The following is a 19,945-nucleotide window of genomic DNA, read 5'->3' on the forward strand; positions in this document are numbered from 1 at the left end:
CAGGTGCTGATCCAGCCATTCCTTGAGCATAGGACGCATCAATTCCCGCGTCAGACGTTCAAGCGTGATCGCCCCGTTACCGATCGGCAACTCGTGATAATCCTCGTTCAGCTTTTCATTCAAGCGGCTGAACGCATCGACAGTTTCGGCGGCCTGAGGTGGAGAAACCAGCCCCTCGCTCGATTGCGGCGGCGCTTGTTCTGGCTGCTGCAACGGCGGTGGTGGAGGTGGCGGAGGCGGTGCTGGAGCAGGCTCCGGCTCATCTTCCGTGAACTTTTGTTCCTCGAACAGCGGTTCAGGCTGTTCTTCCTCCATATCCGTCAGGTCGAGGACGTCTTCCTCTTCCTCGAAATCAGGCTCTTCTTCCGGTTCCGGTTCGGGATCCGGCTCTAGCTCAGGCTCAGGCTCGGGCTCCGGTTCAGGCTCAGCTTCGAGCTCCGGTTCAGGCTCGGGCTCCGGTTCCGGAGTCGGCTCTGGCTCGGCAGCTTCTTCGGGGGGTGGGGCTTCCTCGCCCTCCTCACCGTCTTCGGAAATGATTCGCCTAATCGAGGCGAGGATTTCCTCCATCGACGGTTCTTGCGCCGTATCACTCATCCAGACTCAAACCCACAAGGAATCAAGAGGCTTAAAGGGTATCCTACAAGTTTATGAAACGCCAGCCTGTCGTCCGGACAGTAGTTCCGGACGGTCAGGGCAGTTTCCCCGACACGTCCGTTCCCCATACCCGATCAATGGTGTCACGGTAGTGCTTGTCGTAATCATAGAACTCGACATCAAGCTCAAGATCCGCTGCCGTAAGTTTCCCCATCGCGAGTAGAAGTGTATACGCAGCCACCACTTCGTCCCGGTTTGCGCTGACCAGGCTAACCTGCGAATCGAGAAGTTCCTGCTCCGCATCGAGAACATTGAGTACGGTACGCGCGCCAACGGCAGCTTCCTGCTCAACACCGTCGAGCGCGATCTCAGCGGCATCAACGCTGGCCTCAAGAGCCGAAATTTGCGCTACCGAGGTCTGCCAGGCCTCATAGGCCCGCGCAGCCAGGTCGACTGTATCGCGGCGAATCGACTCGACAACGATCCTTGATCTGTTCGCGTTTTCCTTTGCGGCCCGAACACGCGCGGAGACCTGTCCCTTCTGATAGATGGGAATGATGACCTGGGCCGTAACGGTTAGCTCGGTGGTTTTATCGTCGTTAAATCCGCTATCCTCGGCATATTCGGCCGAACCGACAAGATTCACACTCGGTAACAATTCACCAAAAACCAGATCAACCGTTTCGCTGAGGCGCAGCTCATCAAACTTGGCTGCAATCAGGGTAAAATTATTGATCACCGACTGCTCGACTGCCTCTTCACGGCTTTCAGGCAGGGAAGCATCGATGTCTGGCGATTCCAGCTCTGACGGAACAGTACCGACAATGCGTTCGTAAGCGACTCGAGAGCTGATCAGATTTCCTTCAGCCTGGATCAGGTCCGCTTCGGCAATCGCCACTCTGGCTTCAGACTGAGCCACATCGGTACGCGTTACTTCACCGACTTCGAAACGATCTCGGGTGGCCTGGAGTTGAGTTTCAAGGCGCGCCCTGTTCTTTTTCTGCAATTCGAGAACCGACTGATCCCGAATGACATTCATATAAACCGTCAGCGCATTGAGCAGCGTGTTCTGTTCCGTATCGAACATGTTTGCGCGCTCTTGCTGCACACTGTATTCGGCCGAATTGACGTCCGCTACCGTTCGCCCGCCGCGATACAGCGGCTGTGTTACGCTGAGAATGGCACTCTTCGGTGTCGAGCTGCCATCACTGGACGAGACGTTGGTATCGACATCGGCGTTGTAATATCCGACCGACAATGTCGAAGAGACCGTCGGCAGCCATCCGCCCTTGGCGCGCGGGACGCCTTCATCGACGACGCGCAGGTTTGCCCGGGCCGCATTCAATGTCGGATTGGTCCGATAGGTATAGGCAAGAACTTCTGAAAGAGTTTCGGCAGTAGTTGGCGGAGCATAAACGCCGAGAATGCAAGCTGACACTGTCAGCATCGCGGCCGTGCGATGTAGTTTTTTCATACCAGTCACCCGTGTCATCCGAGATCTTTCCGCTTTAATAAAAGCAAATTTTGAGCACCTAAAAAACGAACTTCGCCTCATTCCGGAATTCTGGAAGCAACGGCACGGAAGCATCGAACACTATCCGCTTGGAAACCGTCGTCCCGAATTTCTCAACGAGCACGGCGTTACCCTGCCGCGCACCGTTCTCATATAGTACCGTGACCAGCCGTCCGCCATCCGCAAGTTGATCAATGAGCGATTCCGGTATGCGCTCAACCCCGCCGCCAATAACAATAAGGCTATAGGGTGCTTTCTTAATGTAGCCGACGAGCGGATCTCCCGCCACAATTGCCGCATTGTCGACATCAAGGGCCCCTAGCCGTTCATTGGCGCCGCCAACAAACTGCTCGTCCTGCTCTATGCCGTAAACCGTACCGGCCAAGCGTGACAGGATTGCCGTCGAATAACCACAGCCACAGGCGACATCCAGCACCTCGTCCGAGGCATCCGGCAAGGCGACCTGAAGCAACCGGGCGAAAACCATCGGCTCCATCAGAATCCGGCCATTGCCAAGGTTCAGGTCCTCGTCGACATAGGCGACGCCCATCAAGTTGTTGGGGACGAACAGTTCCCTTGGAACGCTTTCAAAAGCATCAATGATCGCCGGGTCAGTGACCTTATTGGTCCGGATCTGGCTCTCGACCATGTTGTGGCGTGCAGTGGCGAAGTCCGTCATTTCGCGACAGTGCTCCAGCATGTGAAAAGGCAGGCCGATGCACGGCCTTGCGGACGTTATACTTTGGGGGGCTTTTGAACACAATCCAGATACACCCCAGGGAGGACGGCCAGTTACAGGCCGCAACAATAACTACCATGAAAAAATACAAAATTGCAGCCGTCCCCGGTGATGGCATTGGGCCGGAAGTAATTGATGCCGGTGTTGAGGTTCTCGAAGCCCTTGCGTCCGGCAATGCCGGATTCAAGCTGGATTTCGAGCATTTCCCCTGGGGCGGCAACTATTATCGAAAGCATGGCGAGATGATGCCGGAGGATGGGGTCGATACCCTGCGCCGTTTTGACGCGATCCTGTTCGGTTCGGCCGGTGACCCGGACATTCCGGATCACATCACACTCTGGGGCTTGAGACTCAAGATCTGCCAGACCCTTGATCAATACGCCAATGTCCGCCCTGCCCGCCTTCTTCCAGGCATAAAAGGGCCGCTTGCCGATGTTACGGCGGACGATCTGGACTGGGTTATTGTCCGGGAGAATTCCGAGGGTGAATATGCCGGTGCTGGAGGCCGGGTCCATGTTGGCCTGCCCGAGGAAGTCGGCCTCGACGTATCCATATTCACGCGCTCCGGTGTCGAACGCATCCAGCGTTTTGCCTTCGAGCTTGCGCGATCCCGTCCCCGGAAAAAACTGACGCTCGTCACGAAGTCCAATGCCCAGCGGCACGGCATGGTGTTCTGGGACAGCGTGTTTGAACGAATCAAATTCGATTATCCGGATGTCGAGACAGACAAGATGCTGGTCGATGCCATGACCACGCGCATGGTTCTCGATCCGAAAAGCCTGGATACGATTGTCGCCACAAACCTTCATGCGGACGTTCTGTCCGACCTCGCGGCAGCCTTGACCGGCTCCCTCGGCATCGCACCGACAGGAAATCTTCGGCCGGAGCGGGATATGCCCTCCATGTTCGAGCCCATTCACGGCTCGGCCTTCGATATCACCGGCAAGGGTGTGGCGAATCCAATCGGAACATTCTGGAGCAGCGCCATGCTGCTTGAACATCTGGGAGAAACAGCCGCGGCGGCGCGGCTGATGTCCGCAATCGAGCGGGTTACGGCGGATGGCTCGGTGCTTCCGCGTGACCTTGGCGGCTCGGCGACAACCCGGCAGGTGACCGATGCAGTGCTTGCCGAATTGTCGAAAGGGAATACGTGATGCGGGCCTTTTGTTTCACATAGTGTTTTTCCGCATGAAAAGACATTGACGGGCGCGGAACGGACCGTTACCTATCGCGCCCTGTTGGCCCGGTGGCAGAGTGGTGATGCAGAGGACTGCAAATCCTTGTACGTCGGTTCGATTCCGGCCCGGGCCTCCAACTTCCTTCAAAAATTTGCGTATGATCTCCGTAGCTTGCGCGCTTTTGCGGCATTTTATGCCTGTTTTCGAGCGTGATGTGACGGCACACAAAATACTCATACGAAAATTGCCCGATTGTCGCGTTTCGGGTTTGCACTCGCCAAAAAGCGCTGCTATATACCGCCACCTCGTCGGGACACACTCCCGGCGGGTCGCTGATCCCCGGTAGCTCAGCGGTAGAGCAAGCGACTGTTAATCGCTTGGCCGGCGGTTCGAATCCGTCCCGGGGAGCCAATCAAAAAGCGGTCGAAACTTCGGTTTCGGCCGCTTTTTTATTCGCCCGCACATACCTCACCATCATTGCCGCCAAGCCTATTTCCAGCGACCATGCCCCCTCTGTCCGAGCCGCTGGATACCCAATGCTGTCTGATATTCGAATTATCGAGATCGAAGCCCTTGGCCCCGCCCCCTTTGCAGCCATGTTGTTTGCCGATCTTGGTGCGGACGTCATCACAGTGCACCGCAAGACAGCAGCCGATGTGCCAGGCAAAGGCGAAAGCAACCTGCTTGATCGTGGAAAGCGCTCTATTGCCCTCGATCTCAAGGCGGAAGACGACGTCGCTGCCCTGAAGGCATTGCTGAAAACCGCTGACGGACTGATCGAAGGCTTCCGGCCTGGAGTCATGGAAAGACTGGGGCTTGGTCCGGACATATGTCTCGCGCTGCAGCCGCGCCTTGTCTATGGCCGAATGACGGGCTGGGGACAGGATGGCCCCAAAGCCCGGGAAGCCGGCCATGATCTGAACTATATCGGCCTGTCGGGCGCTCTCTGGTACGCATCCCCGGCCGAATCGCCTCCCTTCCCGCCGCCAACCCTTGTCGGTGATATTGGTGGCGGTGCACTCTATCTGGTGATCGGCATGCTATCCGCCCTGCTGAATGCCCGTACGACAGGCAAAGGCAGTGTGGTCGATGCGGCAATCGTCGATGGCTCCGCGCATATGATGAATTTGCTGATGTCGCTTCGAGCATCAGGGTCTTTCAGCACGGGGCGTGGCCACAGCCTGCTGGACGGGCCGCACTGGAGCCGGAGCTATCGATGCGGCGATGGCCTGTATCTCTCGGTTCAATGCCTGGAGCCGAAATTCTACCGGATATTTCTGGAGCGCCTTGAGTTATCTGGCGATTCGCGCTTCGAACAGCAATTCCAGGAAAGCCTTTGGCCTGATCTTGCTGCCCGGCTAGAAACCCTGTTCGCCAGCCAGCCGCGCGCGTACTGGCTGGCCCTGTTCCATGGAAGCGATGCCTGTGTAGGCCCGGTGCTCTCACCGGACGAAGCATGCACCGATCCGCATATGGCCGCGCGTGGCGTCTGGCAGGATAGCGACGGCCGTTTGCAGGCAGCAGCGGCACCACGGTTTGATAACAAAAAACCGGGACCGCCAGCGCCAAGCCCATACAGAGGCCAGCATACCGCCGACATTCTCTCCGAGCTTAAAAGCCCGCGATCAAGTGGCTGAACGGCTCTTCTTCGGCCAGAATCGTCCGGCATCAAGGAACCTGTTCCAAGCATCGTCTATTTCATGATCCGCACGGGCCATTTCTGCACCGTGCCAGCCGATGATCATCCCCGACGCTTTGAGCAGATCGGGGGCATCCGCTCCCGTAGCCGGAACGACAAGAGATTCGAGCTGCCTGATGCACACCGCATAATCGTTCGCATATCCCAGAAGGTCCTGCAGTCGGGCTGCGGACTTGGAAAAGGTCTTGGCTTTGCGAGGATCGAACAGGGATGCGAAAAATTCGGCCGCATAACGCATCTTTTTCATCTCCAGCCGGAGTTCGTGCTTCGCGGCCGTGTCGCCCAGAAGAGCTGTCCGCCCCATCTTGCAAACCTTGCGATAGCGCTTTTCCAGTTTGGTCGCCGCGAATTCCTCGCTCCGGGCAAGATGATCGAAGACAGTCTTTCCCCGCCCATGCGAGAGCGACTCGATGAGTAGACCGAGTTCGAGCTGAAAAGACGTGAAACGGGATGATGCGACGGCGGCACGGGCATCCCTGTAACCAGCCTCCTGCCGGGCCTGAGCAAGCGCACGAAGGTCTTTCAAGGCGGGTATATCCGCGCCCAGAGCCGACTCGACGGGATCATGCAGATCCGAAATATAAACGTCCCATTCGCGCGCCTCGCCAAGGGAGCCGGCAAGCCATTTCCCCTCTGCCCTGACACGGTCGATCAGCTCCATATCGCCAAATGCCCGAAACATCCCGAGCGCGGCCCTCAATCGGCGTACAGCCACCCGCATCTGATGCGGCCCTTCGGGCGCCATGCTCTCAAGAATTGGAAATTCGTTTGCGGCGATCTGTGTCTGACAGGCCTTTAGAATTGCGACAGCCGATTCATTAATCCGGCTGCCTTGAGTTAAAGCCGGACGCCGCCCTTTCGTCGGCTTCGGTTCGGGCGGAACTTGCAACTCCCCCGCCCTCATCGCCTTACCGCGGTATTCTATCCGCACCGGCACATCGTCGTTGATTGCACGCGCCAGTTCAAATAATGCGGTCGGCGTGCCTGTCTTGAGCTCCAGTTCCAGTTCGCATATTGGCGCTTTTCGTGTCCCCGAACGAATTTCACCGATATCGAGGTCGGCTGAGATGAGCGCATCCCCGAACCGGCCGCTGTAACTTACAACCCGGCTACTTCTTCGAAAGTCCGTAACAAAAGCCGGCTGCAGTCGCTCCCATAGCCCGTTCCGGATAAGAAGATCACGTATCTCCGGCGCATGGATCAGCTCGAGCGTCGGTTGATTGTCATTGACCCAGCCTTCAAGCTCAATCCGCTCCGTAATACCGGCCTGCCAGCCGCTACCGATCTTGAGAGTTTGCAATTTCCGGCGGCCTATCTCCCGGATGCGCAAATTGATGCCGGCGGCAGCAAGCTCCTTGTCCGGCGTGTCGAAATACGTCGATTTCAAATGCGTCGTCTTGGCGCGTCCGCTCGTGGATTTGACCAGTATCGGTAACCGCTTGAGCCGATTGACCCATTTGTCCGAAAGCGCGAGCCGTAATTCCGATTCTGTCGGCAGGGCCTCAGTTTTCTTGCTCATACAAGCTCCTTCGGAGTGATGAAGTGACATAACCGCCCCTTTCCGGGGGCGATGTCACGCCAACTATCGATAGCAAGCTCGATGGTCGCCATCGCGCCGGTCGGAAATTTCTCCAGCACCCGAGCCAAACCTTCGCCTCCCGCCTCGCCACACAGGGACAAGGTCAAGTGCTCCAGGCCCGGATTGTGCCCGATAAGCAGGAGCTTTTGAATGGTCTCGGGTTGCCCTGACAGAACGGAGAAAAGGTTCTCCACGTTTGCCTCATAGATCCGGGCGGTTTCCTCAACCGGGCAATTCCGGGGGAGATAGGGGCGGATAGCGTCCCTGGTCTGTAGCGTCCGCCGGGCGGATGAACAGAGAACCAGATCCGGGACGATTTTCTCCTGCTTCATCATGATGCCGATAACCACCGCCGCCCGTTCGCCGCGCTGGTTCAGCGGCCTTTCGAAGTCACTCTCGGCCGGGCTGCTCCAGCTTGACTTGGCATGGCGTAGCAGCAACAGGGTTTTGCTCACCGGGTGGCTCCCGTTCTCTGGGGCGATTTTCCTGTGTTGGTCGGTTTCATGCCCGCTTCGGTCCCTTTTACAGAGCGCTAAATTGACAGCGCCGACCTCTGCCGCCAAGGTCAAACGAAGCGGATGTCCCATACCGCACCTTGTTTGTCTCTTGGAACCGTTTATGAGCGCCGAAACCACTCCCAGACATGCCGCGCTCATTGATCCGGCAGCAGATGGCCCAGTATCCGATTCCAGAAAAGCCGCCGATATCCGCCCCCTCAGGTCGGACGATGTCGAGGGGTTGGCACTGCTCGCTCAGGAACTTCTCGCATTTTATGGTCTCCCGGCACGCAACCAGCGCTCCTATATGGCGCACATAATGGCGACGGAGCTTTTCGAGCGGGAAAGCAATCTGAAGGTACTTGTCGCCGAAACATCGGCCGGGTTGCGTGGTTTCATCGCCTATACTGAAGTCTTCGCACTCGCCAGTTGTCAGCGCAGTTTTTTCATTCAGGATCTTTTCGTGACAAGGCGGGCCCGGACATCCGGTGTCGGCGGCGCCCTGATGGCCGAGCTGGTGCGCCAGGCGGAAGAATGCGGCGTCGAGCAGATCGACTGGACGGCTGATCCATGGAACGAGAAAGCAACGGCCTTCTATGAAAAACTCGGCCCGTTGCTTAAGAGCGAGAAAATTCTCTACCGTCTCGCCGGAACGGCCCTGCGCCGATCCATGCAGGAACAGAAACTGTGAAATCCGCGCCGTCTCGCCCTGATTGAGGGCAAACAAACTGGTAAGCCAACAAATCGAACACTAAGTTCGGAGCCTGTTGGCCCGCACGTAATACCGGAGAAAAAGAATGCAAATTCGCGATGGCTTCGTCGGCACAATCGGCAATACGCCGCTGATCAAACTGAAGCGCGCGTCGGAGGAAACCGGCTGCACCATTCTCGGCAAAGCCGAGTTTCTCAACCCGGGCGGATCGGTCAAGGACCGTGCGGCCCTCGCGATTATCCGTGATGCGGAAGAACGCGGCGCACTGCGTCCGGGCGGCGTGATCGTCGAAGGCACCGCCGGCAACACCGGAATTGGCCTTGCCCTCGTCGGCAATGCACTCGGGTATCGCTCCGTCATCGTCATGCCGGAAACCCAGAGCCAGGAGAAAAAGGACATGCTGCGCCTTGTCGGCGCGGATCTCCGTCTGGTTCCTGCAGCCCCCTACAAGGACCCGAACAATTACGTGCGCTATTCCGGCCGCCTGGCCGAGGAAATCGCGGCGAGCGAGCCTAACGGCGCGATCTGGGCCAACCAGTTCGACAATGTCGCCAACCGTCATGGCCACTACACCACCACGGGTCCCGAGATCTGGGACCAGACGGATGGCAAGGTAGACGGGTTCATCTGCTCCGTTGGCAGTGGCGGCACGATCGGCGGGGTCAGCATGGCCCTTAAAGAGCGCAATCCGGACGTTACCATTGGCCTCGCGGACCCGATGGGTTCGGCGATTTTCAATCACTATGCCCATGGCGAGCTTAAATCCGAAGGCGGCTCCATCACCGAGGGGATCGGTCAGGGCCGGATCACGAAAAATCTTGAAGGCATCACCGTCGATGCCCCCTTCCAGGTCACGGACGAGGAAGCCCTCGACGTCATCTTCAAGCTGCTGATGGAAGAAGGCCTCTGCATGGGCGGCTCGACCGGCATCAATGTCGCCGGAGCGGTGAAACTCGCCAAACAGATGGGCCCCGGCCACACCATCGTGACCGTACTGTGCGACTGGGGACACCGGTATCAGACCAAGATATTCAATCCGGAATTCCTGAAAGAAAAAGGGCTGCCTGTACCGGGCTGGCTGGCCTGACAGCTCGGAGAGGGAGGAAAACAATGGAATACAAGAACTCAGACGCACTCGTCGAGACGGCCTGGCTGGCCGAGAATATCGGCAATCCGAAGGTCAAAATTCTCGATGCCAGCTATCATCTGCCGGGTGTCGACCGGAACGCGGATACGGAATATCTCGAAAAGCATATCCCCGGCGCCGTGCGCTTCGATATAGACGATGTGAAGGATCCGGCGGCCACCCTGCCCCACATGATCCCGGACGCCGGGACATTCGCGGCGAAAGCCGGGGCGATGGGCATCTCGAACGACGATATGGTCGTCGTTTATGACGCCTATGGTTTGGTCAGCGCGGCCCGTGTCTGGTGGATGTTCCGTCTGTATGGACATAACAAGGTCGCCGTTCTGAATGGCGGTCTGCCGAAATGGTCGGCGGAATCCCGTCCCCTGACATCCGGGGCGGAACAGAATGCGCCTGCCACATTCACGGCGACCTTCCGCAAGGAGCTTGTCACCGATCTTGAGGCACTGCGTGCCAATATCGCGAGCGGGAAACGGGCCGTACTGGATGCACGCGCCGCTGACCGGTTTGCCGGAACGGCTCCGGAGCCGCGTGCCGGTCTGCGCAGCGGGCATATTCCAGGCAGCATGAGCATGCCGTCCGCCAGCCTGTTGAGCGCAGACAAAACGATGCTGCCGGCGGCCGCGCTGAAAAGCCTGTACGAAAACAATCTCGGGGCAGACCTCTCGCAGCCCGTGTCGACCACCTGCGGATCAGGGGTAACAGCCTGTATCCTGTCGCTTGGCCTCTATCTTCTCGGCAATGAGGATGTCGCCGTCTATGACGGTTCCTGGAGTGAATGGGGCGGTCACCCCGATACACCAGTCGAAACATCCTGAGGAAGAACACCGTGGCTTTAGACGTGCGTCCGATTGCGGACGGCGATACCGATTCCGTTATCGCTCTCTGGAAAGCGGCAGGGCTCACCGTGCCGCACAACGATCCTTACGAGGACATCCGCTTCTGCCAACGCAGTCACAACGCAGAAATTTTGCTCGGGTTTGACGCCAACGGTCTGGCCGCCACGGTCATGGTCGGCCATGACGGGCATCGTGGCTGGTATTATTACGTGGGTGTGGCCCCGGATCGCCAGACAAGCGGGCTTGGCCGGGAGATCATGTCCGCCGCCGAGGAATGGCTGAAAGAGCGTGGCGTTGGCAAAGCCCAACTCATGATCCGGCCGACAAATACCAGGGTAAAGGCCTTCTATGAACGTCTTGGCTATGACGAGGAAGACCGTCTGGTCATGGCTAAGCGATTCCGCCCGGCACCCGATTGGCAAGCCGGACAGACCGAGACGATGGTTATACATCTCGAAATGCTGGCACGCCCCGATAGGGAGCCGGCACGGCCACCCAAGATTGGAAAAAGGGTCACGCTGGAGCCCATGGCGACCCCAAGCGTGCGCTTCTATCGTTTCCTCTATAACGGCGTCGGCGGTGACTGGATCTGGGTCTCACGCAGGATCATGGATGACACGGCACTGGCAGCAGTCCTCTCCCGGCCTGGTGCGGAATATTATCTGCTGCAGGTAGATGGTGAGCCCGCCGGTTTTTGCGAACTTGAGCGCAATGAGGATGGCCAGGACGTCGAGCTGTCTTATTTTGGCTTGCTGCCCGATTTCATCGGGCTTGGCATTGGCCGCTATTTCATCAACGCCGCGATTGATCTGGCATGGAAGCCCGCGACAAAGCGTGTCTGGGTCCATACCTGCGATCTTGATCATCCTCGTGCCCTCGGCAATTACCAGCGGGCCGGGTTCGTCCCCTATGCGCGCGAGATCGAGGTTCTGCCCGATCCAAGACTTGCGGGCATGCCACTGCCAGCAGAGCCCGATGAACGCGGACATGCAGAGAGCAGTCTGTTCCGGGACCGGGTAGCGGCGGGAAAACTGCGTCTTGTGGGCGAAAACAGCCCTCCATCCTGAACATGATCACTCTCATGAACGAGGGCTGATCCTCATACAGAAAAACGAAGGGCGCGCGCGATCTCTCGCAGCGCGCCCTTCCGGAGGGTCCCCCGTTAGTCCCCCCCTCCCAGACCGTATCGGCCAGAAAGTGTCTGTTAGTGTGCCAGAATCTGGCTCAGGAACAGCTTGGTACGATCAGAACGCGGATTCGTAAAGAACTCTTCCGGTGTGTTCTGTTCGACGATTTCGCCGTAATCCATGAAGATCACGCGATCCGCCACCCGCTTGGCAAAGCCCATCTCGTGGGTCACAACCAGCATGGTCATGCCGGAATCCGCGAGCTCGACCATCACGTCCAGAACCTCGGAAATCATCTCCGGATCGAGGGCCGAGGTCGGCTCATCGAACAGCATGATCTGCGGGTTCATGCAGAGCGAGCGCGCGATAGCTACACGCTGCTGCTGACCGCCGGAAAGCTGGCCCGGATATTTAGAGGCCTGTTCCGGAATCTTCACACGATGGAGATATTCCATCGCCAGCTCTTCCGCTTGAGCCTTCGGCGTCTGCTTCACCCAGATCGGGGCCAGCGTGCAATTTTCCAGCACCGTCAGATGTGGGAAAAGATTGAAGCTCTGGAACACCATGCCAACATCGCTGCGGATCGCGTCGATGTTCTTCAGGTTGTTGTCGAGCGTCACTCCGTTGACGATGATATCGCCGCCCTGATGCTCTTCCAGACGGTTGATACAACGGATAAGCGTCGATTTACCGGACCCGGACGGGCCGCAGATAACGATCTTCTCACCCTGGTGAACCGAGAGGTTTACGTCTTTCAGGACGTGAAACTCTCCGTACCATTTATTAACGCCAGCCAGTTCAATGACGACTTCATCGCCCTTGGTGGACTTGACCGTTGGTTTGGTTTCGACCTGAGCATCCATGCTCATATTATTAACTCCTTGGCTCGATACACTGGAAAGGAATGGGTTGGCCCGGATTACCTCCGGACCTGCCCTGCTCCCAGCGTCCGTTCAAGATGCTGGCTGTATTTCGACATGATGAAACAGAGAACGAAATACAGCGCTGCGCCGAAGACAAGCGGCTCTGTGTGAATACCGTTCCATTGCGGGTTTTGACTGACGGCCTTCAGCATCAGCAGCAGATCATAGAGGCCGACGATGGAAACCAGCGTGGTGTCCTTCAAAAGCCCGATGAAGCTGCCGACAATGTTCGGGATCATCAGTTTAAGTGCCTGCGGCATGACAATCAGGGTCATCATTTTCCAGTAGTTCAGACCAAGGGCTTGCGCCGCTTCGTACTGCCCTTTTGGGATGGCCTGAAGGCCGCCACGCACTGTTTCCGCCATATAGGCCGAGGAGAAAATACAAACCGCGATGATCGCCTGAACGATCTTCACCGGGTTGATAGCCTCCGGCAGGAACAGCGGCACCATGGTTACCGCCATGAAAAGCACGGTGATCAGGGGAACAGACCGGAACAGCTCGATAAAGGACACACAGAAAACCCGGATGACCGGCATTTTCGAACGGCGCCCCAGAGCCAGCACGATACCGGCAGGCAATGAGACCGCGATCCCGATACCGGAAATCACCAGAGTGACAAACAAACCGCCCCAGAGATTGGTTGATTGCGAGGTGATGTCCCAGCCTGATTGCCATGCAAAGGCCGCGATGAACACAAGCAGAAAGGCTGCGAATACCGGGTATTTTTGTGTCGCTTCCGGTTTCGCGGAAAACCCGCTGGCCATAACGATAGAGGTCCAGAGCGGCTTGCCCGTGGCAATGCACAGCACGGTGTGCACCCAGCTGAAAATGAAGGACGTGACCGCAACAGAGACCATGACCTGCAGGAACAGCCCCTTTTCGCCCCCGGCAAACAGATAACCGAGAAGGAAAGGAGAGATCAGGATTGCCGAAGCGCCAATGGCGATCTTCGATGTCACCCGCGGAAGCCAGAACGGCAGCATCCAGAGAATGAGAATGCCGAAGCCAAGGTTGACCCGCCAGATTTCCTCATCCGGATACCGGCCATAGATGAAGTTTTTCATCCAGTGGCTGACCCCGGCCCAGCACGCTCCTGAAAGTCCGACCTTGTCGAGACATTCACGACGTGAATTGGCTTCCCAGACGGCGTTAACAACCGCCCATTCGAACGTGTTGGAAACCACCACCCAAATCACATAAAGCGACAGGATGGTCAGGAAAGCATTCAACGGACTGCTGAACAGATTCTTCCGGATCCAGCCCACGGCACCAACTGTGTTCGGTGGCGGCGGCAGACTGGGTTTGGGTTGGAAGACAACTTCCGAAGACGATGCGTCAAGATTTGTCATGGCTCACCGCTCCTTCAATTGAACGAGCTTGTTGTAGTAATTCAGCGCGGCGGAAATGCTCAGGCTCACGGTCATGTAGAAGAACATCACCATGGCCACGATCTCGATCGCATGGCCGGACTGGTTCAGCGAGGTCTGCATGAAGACCGCGACGAGGTCAGGAAAGCCCACGGCAATTGCCAGGGACGAATTCTTGACCACATTCATCCAGTTACTGATCAGCGGCGGAACGATTGCCCGCATGGCCTGCGGGATGATCACCAGCCGCAGCGTAAGTCCCGGCTTCAGCCCAAGGGAATACGATGCCTCGGTCTGACCGTGACTGACGGACAGGATACCGGCCCGCACCATCTCTGCGATAAAGCAGGCGTGATAGATCACGAGAGCGATGAAAACCGCGAGGAAAGCCGGAGGAACGGATGATCCGCCAGAGAAATTGAAGCCCTTAAGAACAGGAATTTCCCATTGCAGCGGAGAGCCCGTCACCAGGAACATCAAAAGCGGAACACCGACAATGATACCCACGGCGGTCCAGAAAGCCGGGAATCTCTGGCCGGTCGCATTTTGCCGTTTCTTGGCCCAGACCGCTATGCAATAGGCCACGATCACGGAAACAAGAAGCGTGACCATGGTCAGCCAGAAAAGATCGCCTGGAATTGGTGCCGGGAAATAGAATCCTCTGTTATTCAGCTGAAAAACCTCAAGCCCGAGAACATCGAGACTGTTCTTCGGCCTCGGCAGGATCGCGAAAACAGCGAGATACCAGAACAGGATCTGCAGCAAAAGCGGCGTATTTCGCAGGATTTCGACGTACCAGGACGCCAGCTGCGCAACCATCCAGTTTTTGGAAAGCCGCAGAATGCCGATGAAAAACCCAAGCAGGGTCGTCGCCACGATGGCAAGAAACGACAACAAAAGCGTATTGGTGATGCCTACCAGATAGACCCACAGGTAGCTGTCACCGGCTTCGTAAGGAATAATGGAAAACGATATTGAGAACCCGGCAGTGCTATTCAGAAAGCCAAAACCGGCGCTCATTCCCCGTTCTTCGAGGTTTTGTGACGTGTTTGAGAACAAGTACCAGCCGACCCACATAACGGCTGCAAACACGATTATTTGGTAGAATATGGATCGGTAACGCTCGTCGTTTACGATTTCCGAAAACGATGAACCCTGTCCCGACGCCCCTCTGTCAACGACAGCCATATAGCCGATCTCCGCGAAGATTAAGTGATCCAAAGAACAGAGGCCCGGTCGAGTTTCGACCGGGCCTGCTGCATTGGATTTCTTACCGGAACGGCGGGGAGTACATCAGACCGCCCTTGGTCCACAGTGCGTTCGGGCTACCGTCACGCGGGATACCAATGGCGAACTCACCTTTGGTGCCCATGTACTCTTCGTACACTTCACCGTAGTTGCCGATATGTTTGATGATACGGACAACCCAGTCCGGCTCAAGGCCGAGGCCTTTGTTCAGGTCACCTTCGACACCGAGCATACGCGCCATTTCAGGAGAGGCCGGGTTGGCGACCATATCCATGATGTTGGTGCTGTCGATGCCCATTTCCTCGGCCTGAATCAGGGCGAAGACGGTCCATTTCACGATATCCATCCACTGGGAATCGTTCTGGCGAACGACCGGACCGAGCGGCTCTTTGGAAATCGTTTCCGGAAGCACGACATACTTGGATGCATCCGGGAATTTCGCGCGGGTGGAGGCCAGGCTGGACTTGTCGTTGGTGATCGCGTCACAGCCGCCCTTGGCGAAGGTATCGTCACGGACGTTGGAATCTTCGAAGACAACCGGCTCGATCTCAAGATTGTTGGTGCGGCTGAAGTCGGTCAGGTTCAGTTCGGTCGTGGTGCCGGTCAGCACGCAGACGGTCGCGCCCTTGAGCTCAAGCGCGCTGCTTACGCCCAGGTCCTTGTCGACCATGAAGCCCTGGCCGTCATAGAAGTTAACGGCCGTGAAATCGAGGCCGAGCTGCGTGTCACGGAACAGAGTCCAGGTCGTCGTGCGGGACAGCACGTCGGACTCACCGTTGGCCATGGCGGTGAAACGCACCGCGCTGGTCACGGACTGGAATTCCACTTTGCTCGGATCGTCAAAGATGGCGGCTGCAACGGCGCGGCAAATGGCCACGTCGCTACCATACCAGTCACCCTTTTCATCAAGCTGATAGAAGCCCGGAGCCGGAGTGCCGACCTGGCACCGCAGATGTCCCCGTTGCTTCACGATGTCCAGCGTGCTTTGCGCGGACGCCATTTCGGCTGTGAAGCCTAGGCTGGCCATCATGCCGAGGCCAAGGCCCAAAAGACTCAGTTTCTTCATCCTAAACCCACCCTGTTATGTTTCGGTTAACGACGGCCGGTTGTCCCGGTCTGCATACCCCTGACTAAGACTTAGGATCGCCCCCGTGGATCCCGGTCGTTGTTCACTGTCATGTACTCCGACTACTCGGCTTTTTCTTTCCTCTGCTCGTTCGACTTGAACGAAACACGGATGACCTTGGAGCCAGACTTCATGACAGTAGAGGTAATTCCAACACGCCGTTGCGGTGTTTTGCAAGTGCGAGAAGAACCGGCCGGTCAGGAATATCCATGCCGTCACTGCAACCCTCGCGTATTTTCGGCGGACATCCGTGCTTTTTTGACAATAAAATCTCAAATACAGAATCTTCTCGATACCCCTTTATAATTTCGGAGATCGCATGAAAACCGGCACAAAAACCAAAATGCGCACCCTCGTCGCTCACGCGGGACGAGATCCGCACCACAACCATGGGATCATCAATCCGCCGGTTTACCATGCCTCCACGATTCTCAAACCGAGCCTCGCGGAACTCGAAGCATCCCGGAAACCGGAATTCGATGGGTACCGCTACGGGCGCCGCGGAACGCCGACCAGCCGCTCCCTCGAGGAAGCCGTCGCAGCCTTATACGGCGCCGACGATGCCATCGCGGTTTCTTCCGGTCTCGCCGCTCTCTGCTGCGCCATCCTCAGCCAGGTCTCTGCCGGCGATCATATCCTGTTGGCCGACAACGTTTATTTCCCGACACGGAAGTTCGCGGAAGGATTTCTCAAGCGGTTCGGGGTCTCTTCAAGCTATTTCGACCCAATGAAACCGGAGCAGCTTGCAGAGAATATCCGGCCGGAAACCAGGGTGGTCTATCTGGAATCCCCCGGAACCATGACTTTCGAGGTTTCTGATATCCCCAGGCTTGCAGCCATCGCGCATCAGCACGATGCGACCGTCATCATGGACAACACCTGGGCGACAGCGCTCTATTTCAACGCTCTGGAGCATGGTGTCGACATCGTTGTCGAGGCGGTGACGAAATATATCTGCGGCCATTCCGACATCATGATGGGCACCATCGCCAGCCGGAGCGCCCATGCTGGTGCAGTCCGCGACATGGTTTATATGCAGGGCAACTGTTCCGGCCCGGACGATCTGTATCTGGCGCAACGCGGGCTCAGAACAATGGCCGTGCGGCTCGCACAGAACGAGAAAACAGCCCTGGTGCTGGCCAGATGGTTACAGGACAGGCCCGAAGTCGAGCGCGTGTTGCATCCAGCCTTACCTTCCTGTCCGGGGCACGATTTCTGGAAACGGGACTTTAGCGGCTCCAGCGGGCTTTTTTCTTTTGTTCTCAATCCAGTATCAAAAACGGCGCTCGCCGCTTTTCTGGATGGGCTTGAATTCTACGGCATGGGCGCGAGCTGGGGCGGCTATGAAAGCCTCATTCTTCCCGGAGATCCCGCTGCGGCACGTACCGCCACACAGTGGGATCATCCGGGACAGCTTCTGCGTATCCATGCGGGGCTGGAGGACGAAGCCGATCTCATAGCGGACCTTGAGACCGGTTTTGAACGCATGAACGCGCTTGCATAGCGAGACCAGGCCATAGCGGAAGCCGGCGTGCTCAGCTCCGATAGGACTGGAAACTGATGCCGCCGGCGCGTCCGATCTGCTCGACCAACCCGACTTCCCAGCTGAGATAGGCGTTCATCCGCCGCTCCATCTCCGCTTTGCCTGCGTCCTTGTCATAGGGGCGCATAAAGACATCATCCAAAGCAGCCAATGGCGCGCCCATACCGGCCGCCATTGGAAAGCCGGCCATTTCCCAGGCCCGGCTTCCGCCATCGATCACAGTGCAGCGAATGCCCGATTCTGCCAGATCGCCAGCGGCCATGACTGCCAGCCGATGGTCAGCCGCAGTCAAAACGGCCTCAGAGCAAGCAATAGCCTTCAGATCGCTTTCAAGCGTCTCCCTCTTGCCCCACTGGGCTCCTTCCGGATGATTGTCCCGATGGTCGAGACTCCGGGTCAGATCAACGAAACAGGCGCCTGCATCGACATTCCGCTTCGCCTCCACAGGAGAGACCAGATCAACAGCGGGCAAATCCCCAAGAAGAACAGGGGTGCGTGCGCCTTCCTCCAGCGTCTGGCCATCAAACCCGCTATCGAGGACGTACACCTCTTCCCAGCCGAGTTGCCGAAGCCAGCTCGCGGACATTTCCGCCCGGACGAATTCCGGATCGACCAGAACCACCCGCGCCCTGTGGGTTCCCATATAGGAGTCTGTCGACTGCACGAGCTGCCCGCCGGGAGCATGACGTGACCCTGCGATGTGCCCCGCTTCGAATTCTTCGATTGTCCGGACATCAAGCACATAGAGCGTGCGCTCCGCGGCTTCCGAGCGCCAGCCCGCCAAAGTTTTGGCATCGACACGGCGCACACCGAAACGGTCAGCCGCTGACCGCGATCTCTGGCGCGCAAGATCCCCTCCCTCGGGGCTGACTGGCGGCGGCGGGCGCACGTTTCCGTGCTCAAGCTGATACCCCGCCAGATGCCATCCCATGGTGCCGTTGCGCAACGCGACCACCTTGTTCGGAACACCCGCATTGATCAGGGACTGGGCGCCGATAATGCTGCGGGTCCGGCCGGCGCAAGTTCGGCACCGGGCATGTCGATTCCCGTCGGGATGTTCATCATGGTGAACTCGCCCATCGGCCGCGAGTCCAGCACCACCATATTTTCCCCCTGCTCCATCATCCGGTGCAGTTCCTCGGCGGAAACCGACGGGGTTTCATATTCATGCTCGACATATTCGCCGAAAGCCTTGCTCGGCACATAGAGTCCGCTGAAAAGCTCAAGACCGGCCGCGCCCCAGGCATTCACACCGCCCTCGAGGATAGAGATGTCCGTATAGCCAAGGCCCGCCAGGCGTTGAGCCGCGAGCTCCGCCAGCCCCTCCCCGCCATCGCACAGAACAACGGAGACAGAGGGCCGGGGGACAAGGTCCGCCATGCGCAGTTCAAGATGACCAAGCGGAATGTTCGCGGCGAGAAGGATATGGTTCGCACCAAATACCGCTTCCGGCCTTACATCAATGAGAGCAATTTCACCGGTTCCGTAAAGCGCATCGTGAAGTTCGCGCGCAGTGATCGTCCGGGGCATGGCTGCCCTCCTCCCGCTTTATTTTGTTTCTTCCAGAGCCGCTTCTGCTTCCAGCCACTCCGCTTCCGTAACTTCCAGCTCCTGATTCACTGCTTCTTTCTTCAGGATCAGCGCCTTCATGTCCGATGTCGGTCCTTCATACAGCTTTGGATCAGCGAGCTGTGCTTCGAGTTTGGCTTTACGCTGGTTCAGTTTCTCGATGTTTTTTTCCAGCTCGCGGGCTCGCTTGCGGAGATCCGCGGTTTGCTTGCGCCGATCAGCCGCGTCCTTGCGGGCCTGTTTGCGGTCGTTTTTCTTCTCCGCCCCGCCCGAGCCATTCTCGGACCGGGCTGCGGCACGCTCTTCCTGACGCAGCCAGTCGCGATACCCGTCGAGGTCGCCGTCATAGGGTTTCACGGTCCCGCTCGAGACGAGCCAGAGCCGGTCGACTGTCAGTTCAAGCAAGCGCCTGTCATGGCTGATCAGAATAACCGCGCCGGTATAATCGTTCATCGCTTGAACCAGCGCGTCACGAGCATCGATATCGAGATGGTTGGTCGGCTCGTCGAGGATCAATACGTGCGGGCTGTCATAGGTGATCA

General features: G+C 57.6%; 18 protein-coding genes, 2 tRNA genes and 1 pseudogene. 9 read left to right on the forward strand and 12 right to left on the reverse strand.

Annotation, left to right across the window (positions count from 1 at the left end; genetic code table 11):
- From AAC126_RS16850 to AAC126_RS16860, 3 genes are all read right to left on the reverse strand, one after another.
- On the reverse strand, positions 1-594 hold a 594-nt coding region (locus AAC126_RS16850; RefSeq protein ID WP_339855412.1), incomplete at its 3' end, for a DUF2497 domain-containing protein.
- 94 nt (positions 595-688) lie between these two features.
- Positions 689-2,086: a TolC family outer membrane protein gene (locus AAC126_RS16855; RefSeq protein WP_339855414.1), complete on the reverse strand. Its 1,398-nt coding sequence runs from the start codon at positions 2,084-2,086 to the stop codon at positions 689-691.
- Between the two features lie 40 nt (positions 2,087-2,126).
- Positions 2,127-2,786: a protein-L-isoaspartate O-methyltransferase gene (locus AAC126_RS16860; protein WP_339855416.1), complete on the reverse strand. Its 660-nt coding sequence runs from the start codon at positions 2,784-2,786 to the stop codon at positions 2,127-2,129.
- 137 nt (positions 2,787-2,923) lie between these two features.
- Between AAC126_RS16860 and AAC126_RS16865 the strand changes: the two genes are divergently transcribed.
- The 4 genes from AAC126_RS16865 (at position 2,924) to AAC126_RS16880 (ending at position 5,661) form a co-directional block, all read left to right on the forward strand.
- Positions 2,924-4,000 carry a tartrate dehydrogenase gene (locus AAC126_RS16865; protein WP_339855418.1) on the forward strand — a complete coding sequence of 359 codons (1,077 nt, stop codon included), beginning with the start codon at positions 2,924-2,926 and terminating at the stop codon, positions 3,998-4,000.
- A gap of 86 nt (positions 4,001-4,086) precedes the next feature.
- Positions 4,087-4,160 (forward strand) — tRNA-Cys (locus tag AAC126_RS16870).
- 200 nt (positions 4,161-4,360) lie between these two features.
- Positions 4,361-4,435, forward strand: a tRNA-Asn gene (locus AAC126_RS16875).
- Positions 4,436-4,560: 125 nt separating this feature from the next.
- Positions 4,561-5,661 carry a CaiB/BaiF CoA-transferase family protein gene (locus AAC126_RS16880; RefSeq protein WP_339855420.1) on the forward strand — a complete coding sequence of 367 codons (1,101 nt, stop codon included), beginning with the start codon at positions 4,561-4,563 and terminating at the stop codon, positions 5,659-5,661.
- Here AAC126_RS16880 and AAC126_RS16885 read toward each other — a convergent pair.
- Together AAC126_RS16885 and AAC126_RS16890 are read right to left on the reverse strand one after the other, a co-directional pair.
- Positions 5,650-7,242, reverse strand: coding sequence for a CYTH and CHAD domain-containing protein (locus AAC126_RS16885; RefSeq protein WP_339855423.1), 1,593 nt, complete (start codon positions 7,240-7,242; stop codon positions 5,650-5,652). The genes AAC126_RS16880 and AAC126_RS16885 overlap by 12 nt on opposite strands.
- Positions 7,239-7,757 carry a histidine phosphatase family protein gene (locus AAC126_RS16890; protein WP_339855425.1) on the reverse strand — a complete coding sequence of 173 codons (519 nt, stop codon included), beginning with the start codon at positions 7,755-7,757 and terminating at the stop codon, positions 7,239-7,241. Before AAC126_RS16890 ends, AAC126_RS16885 begins: the two co-directional genes overlap by 4 nt.
- A 163-nt stretch (positions 7,758-7,920) precedes the next feature.
- Between AAC126_RS16890 and AAC126_RS16895 the strand changes: the two genes are divergently transcribed.
- The 4 genes from AAC126_RS16895 to AAC126_RS16910 all read left to right on the forward strand — a co-directional run bounded on the left by AAC126_RS16895 (position 7,921) and on the right by AAC126_RS16910 (position 11,564).
- Positions 7,921-8,490 carry a GNAT family N-acetyltransferase gene (locus AAC126_RS16895; protein ID WP_339855427.1) on the forward strand — a complete coding sequence of 190 codons (570 nt, stop codon included), beginning with the start codon at positions 7,921-7,923 and terminating at the stop codon, positions 8,488-8,490.
- A 106-nt stretch (positions 8,491-8,596) separates the two neighbouring features.
- On the forward strand, positions 8,597-9,598 hold the full coding sequence (locus tag AAC126_RS16900; protein ID WP_339855428.1) for a cysteine synthase A: 1,002 nt from the start codon (positions 8,597-8,599) through the stop codon (positions 9,596-9,598).
- Between the two features lie 23 nt (positions 9,599-9,621).
- Positions 9,622-10,476, forward strand: a complete 855-nt coding sequence (gene sseA, locus AAC126_RS16905) for a 3-mercaptopyruvate sulfurtransferase (protein WP_339855430.1) — start codon at positions 9,622-9,624, stop codon at positions 10,474-10,476.
- 11 nt (positions 10,477-10,487) lie between these two features.
- Positions 10,488-11,564, forward strand: coding sequence for a GNAT family acetyltransferase (locus tag AAC126_RS16910; protein ID WP_339855432.1), 1,077 nt, complete (start codon positions 10,488-10,490; stop codon positions 11,562-11,564).
- A 137-nt stretch (positions 11,565-11,701) separates the two neighbouring features.
- Here the strand turns inward: AAC126_RS16910 and AAC126_RS16915 are convergent, their stop codons facing one another.
- The 4 genes from AAC126_RS16915 to AAC126_RS16930 all read right to left on the reverse strand — a co-directional run bounded on the left by AAC126_RS16915 (position 11,702) and on the right by AAC126_RS16930 (position 16,231).
- Positions 11,702-12,487 carry an amino acid ABC transporter ATP-binding protein gene (locus tag AAC126_RS16915; RefSeq protein WP_339855446.1) on the reverse strand — a complete coding sequence of 262 codons (786 nt, stop codon included), beginning with the start codon at positions 12,485-12,487 and terminating at the stop codon, positions 11,702-11,704.
- A 56-nt stretch (positions 12,488-12,543) separates the two neighbouring features.
- Entirely contained in the window at positions 12,544-13,899 is a 1,356-nt protein-coding gene (locus AAC126_RS16920; RefSeq protein ID WP_339855434.1) for an amino acid ABC transporter permease, read from the reverse strand.
- A 3-nt stretch (positions 13,900-13,902) separates the two neighbouring features.
- Positions 13,903-14,937 (reverse strand): ABC transporter permease subunit, encoded by a 1,035-nt coding sequence (locus AAC126_RS16925; protein ID WP_339855436.1) that lies wholly within the window; start codon positions 14,935-14,937, stop codon positions 13,903-13,905.
- Between the two features lie 250 nt (positions 14,938-15,187).
- Positions 15,188-16,231: an amino acid ABC transporter substrate-binding protein gene (locus AAC126_RS16930; protein WP_339855438.1), complete on the reverse strand. Its 1,044-nt coding sequence runs from the start codon at positions 16,229-16,231 to the stop codon at positions 15,188-15,190.
- 379 nt (positions 16,232-16,610) lie between these two features.
- Here AAC126_RS16930 and metC point away from each other — a divergent pair, with 379 nt between their 5' ends.
- Positions 16,611-17,795, forward strand: a complete 1,185-nt coding sequence (gene metC / locus AAC126_RS16935) for a cystathionine beta-lyase (protein ID WP_339855440.1) — start codon at positions 16,611-16,613, stop codon at positions 17,793-17,795.
- Between the two features lie 31 nt (positions 17,796-17,826).
- On the opposite strand, the gene AAC126_RS16940 is transcribed toward metC, so the two are convergent.
- From AAC126_RS16940 to AAC126_RS16950, 3 genes and pseudogenes are all read right to left on the reverse strand, one after another.
- Positions 17,827-18,789, reverse strand: coding sequence for a rhodanese-like domain-containing protein (locus tag AAC126_RS16940; RefSeq protein ID WP_339855442.1), 963 nt, complete (start codon positions 18,787-18,789; stop codon positions 17,827-17,829).
- A 23-nt stretch (positions 18,790-18,812) separates the two neighbouring features.
- Complete coding sequence (locus tag AAC126_RS16945) at positions 18,813-19,364, reverse strand: rhodanese-like domain-containing protein (RefSeq protein WP_339855444.1); 552 nt, start codon at positions 19,362-19,364, stop codon at positions 18,813-18,815.
- A gap of 18 nt (positions 19,365-19,382) precedes the next feature.
- A pseudogene (locus AAC126_RS16950) lies at positions 19,383-19,945 on the reverse strand (ABC transporter ATP-binding protein); the annotation flags it as partial.

This window comes from uncultured Nisaea sp. (genome assembly GCF_963974195.1).
Classification (GTDB): domain Bacteria; phylum Pseudomonadota; class Alphaproteobacteria; order Thalassobaculales; family Thalassobaculaceae; genus Nisaea.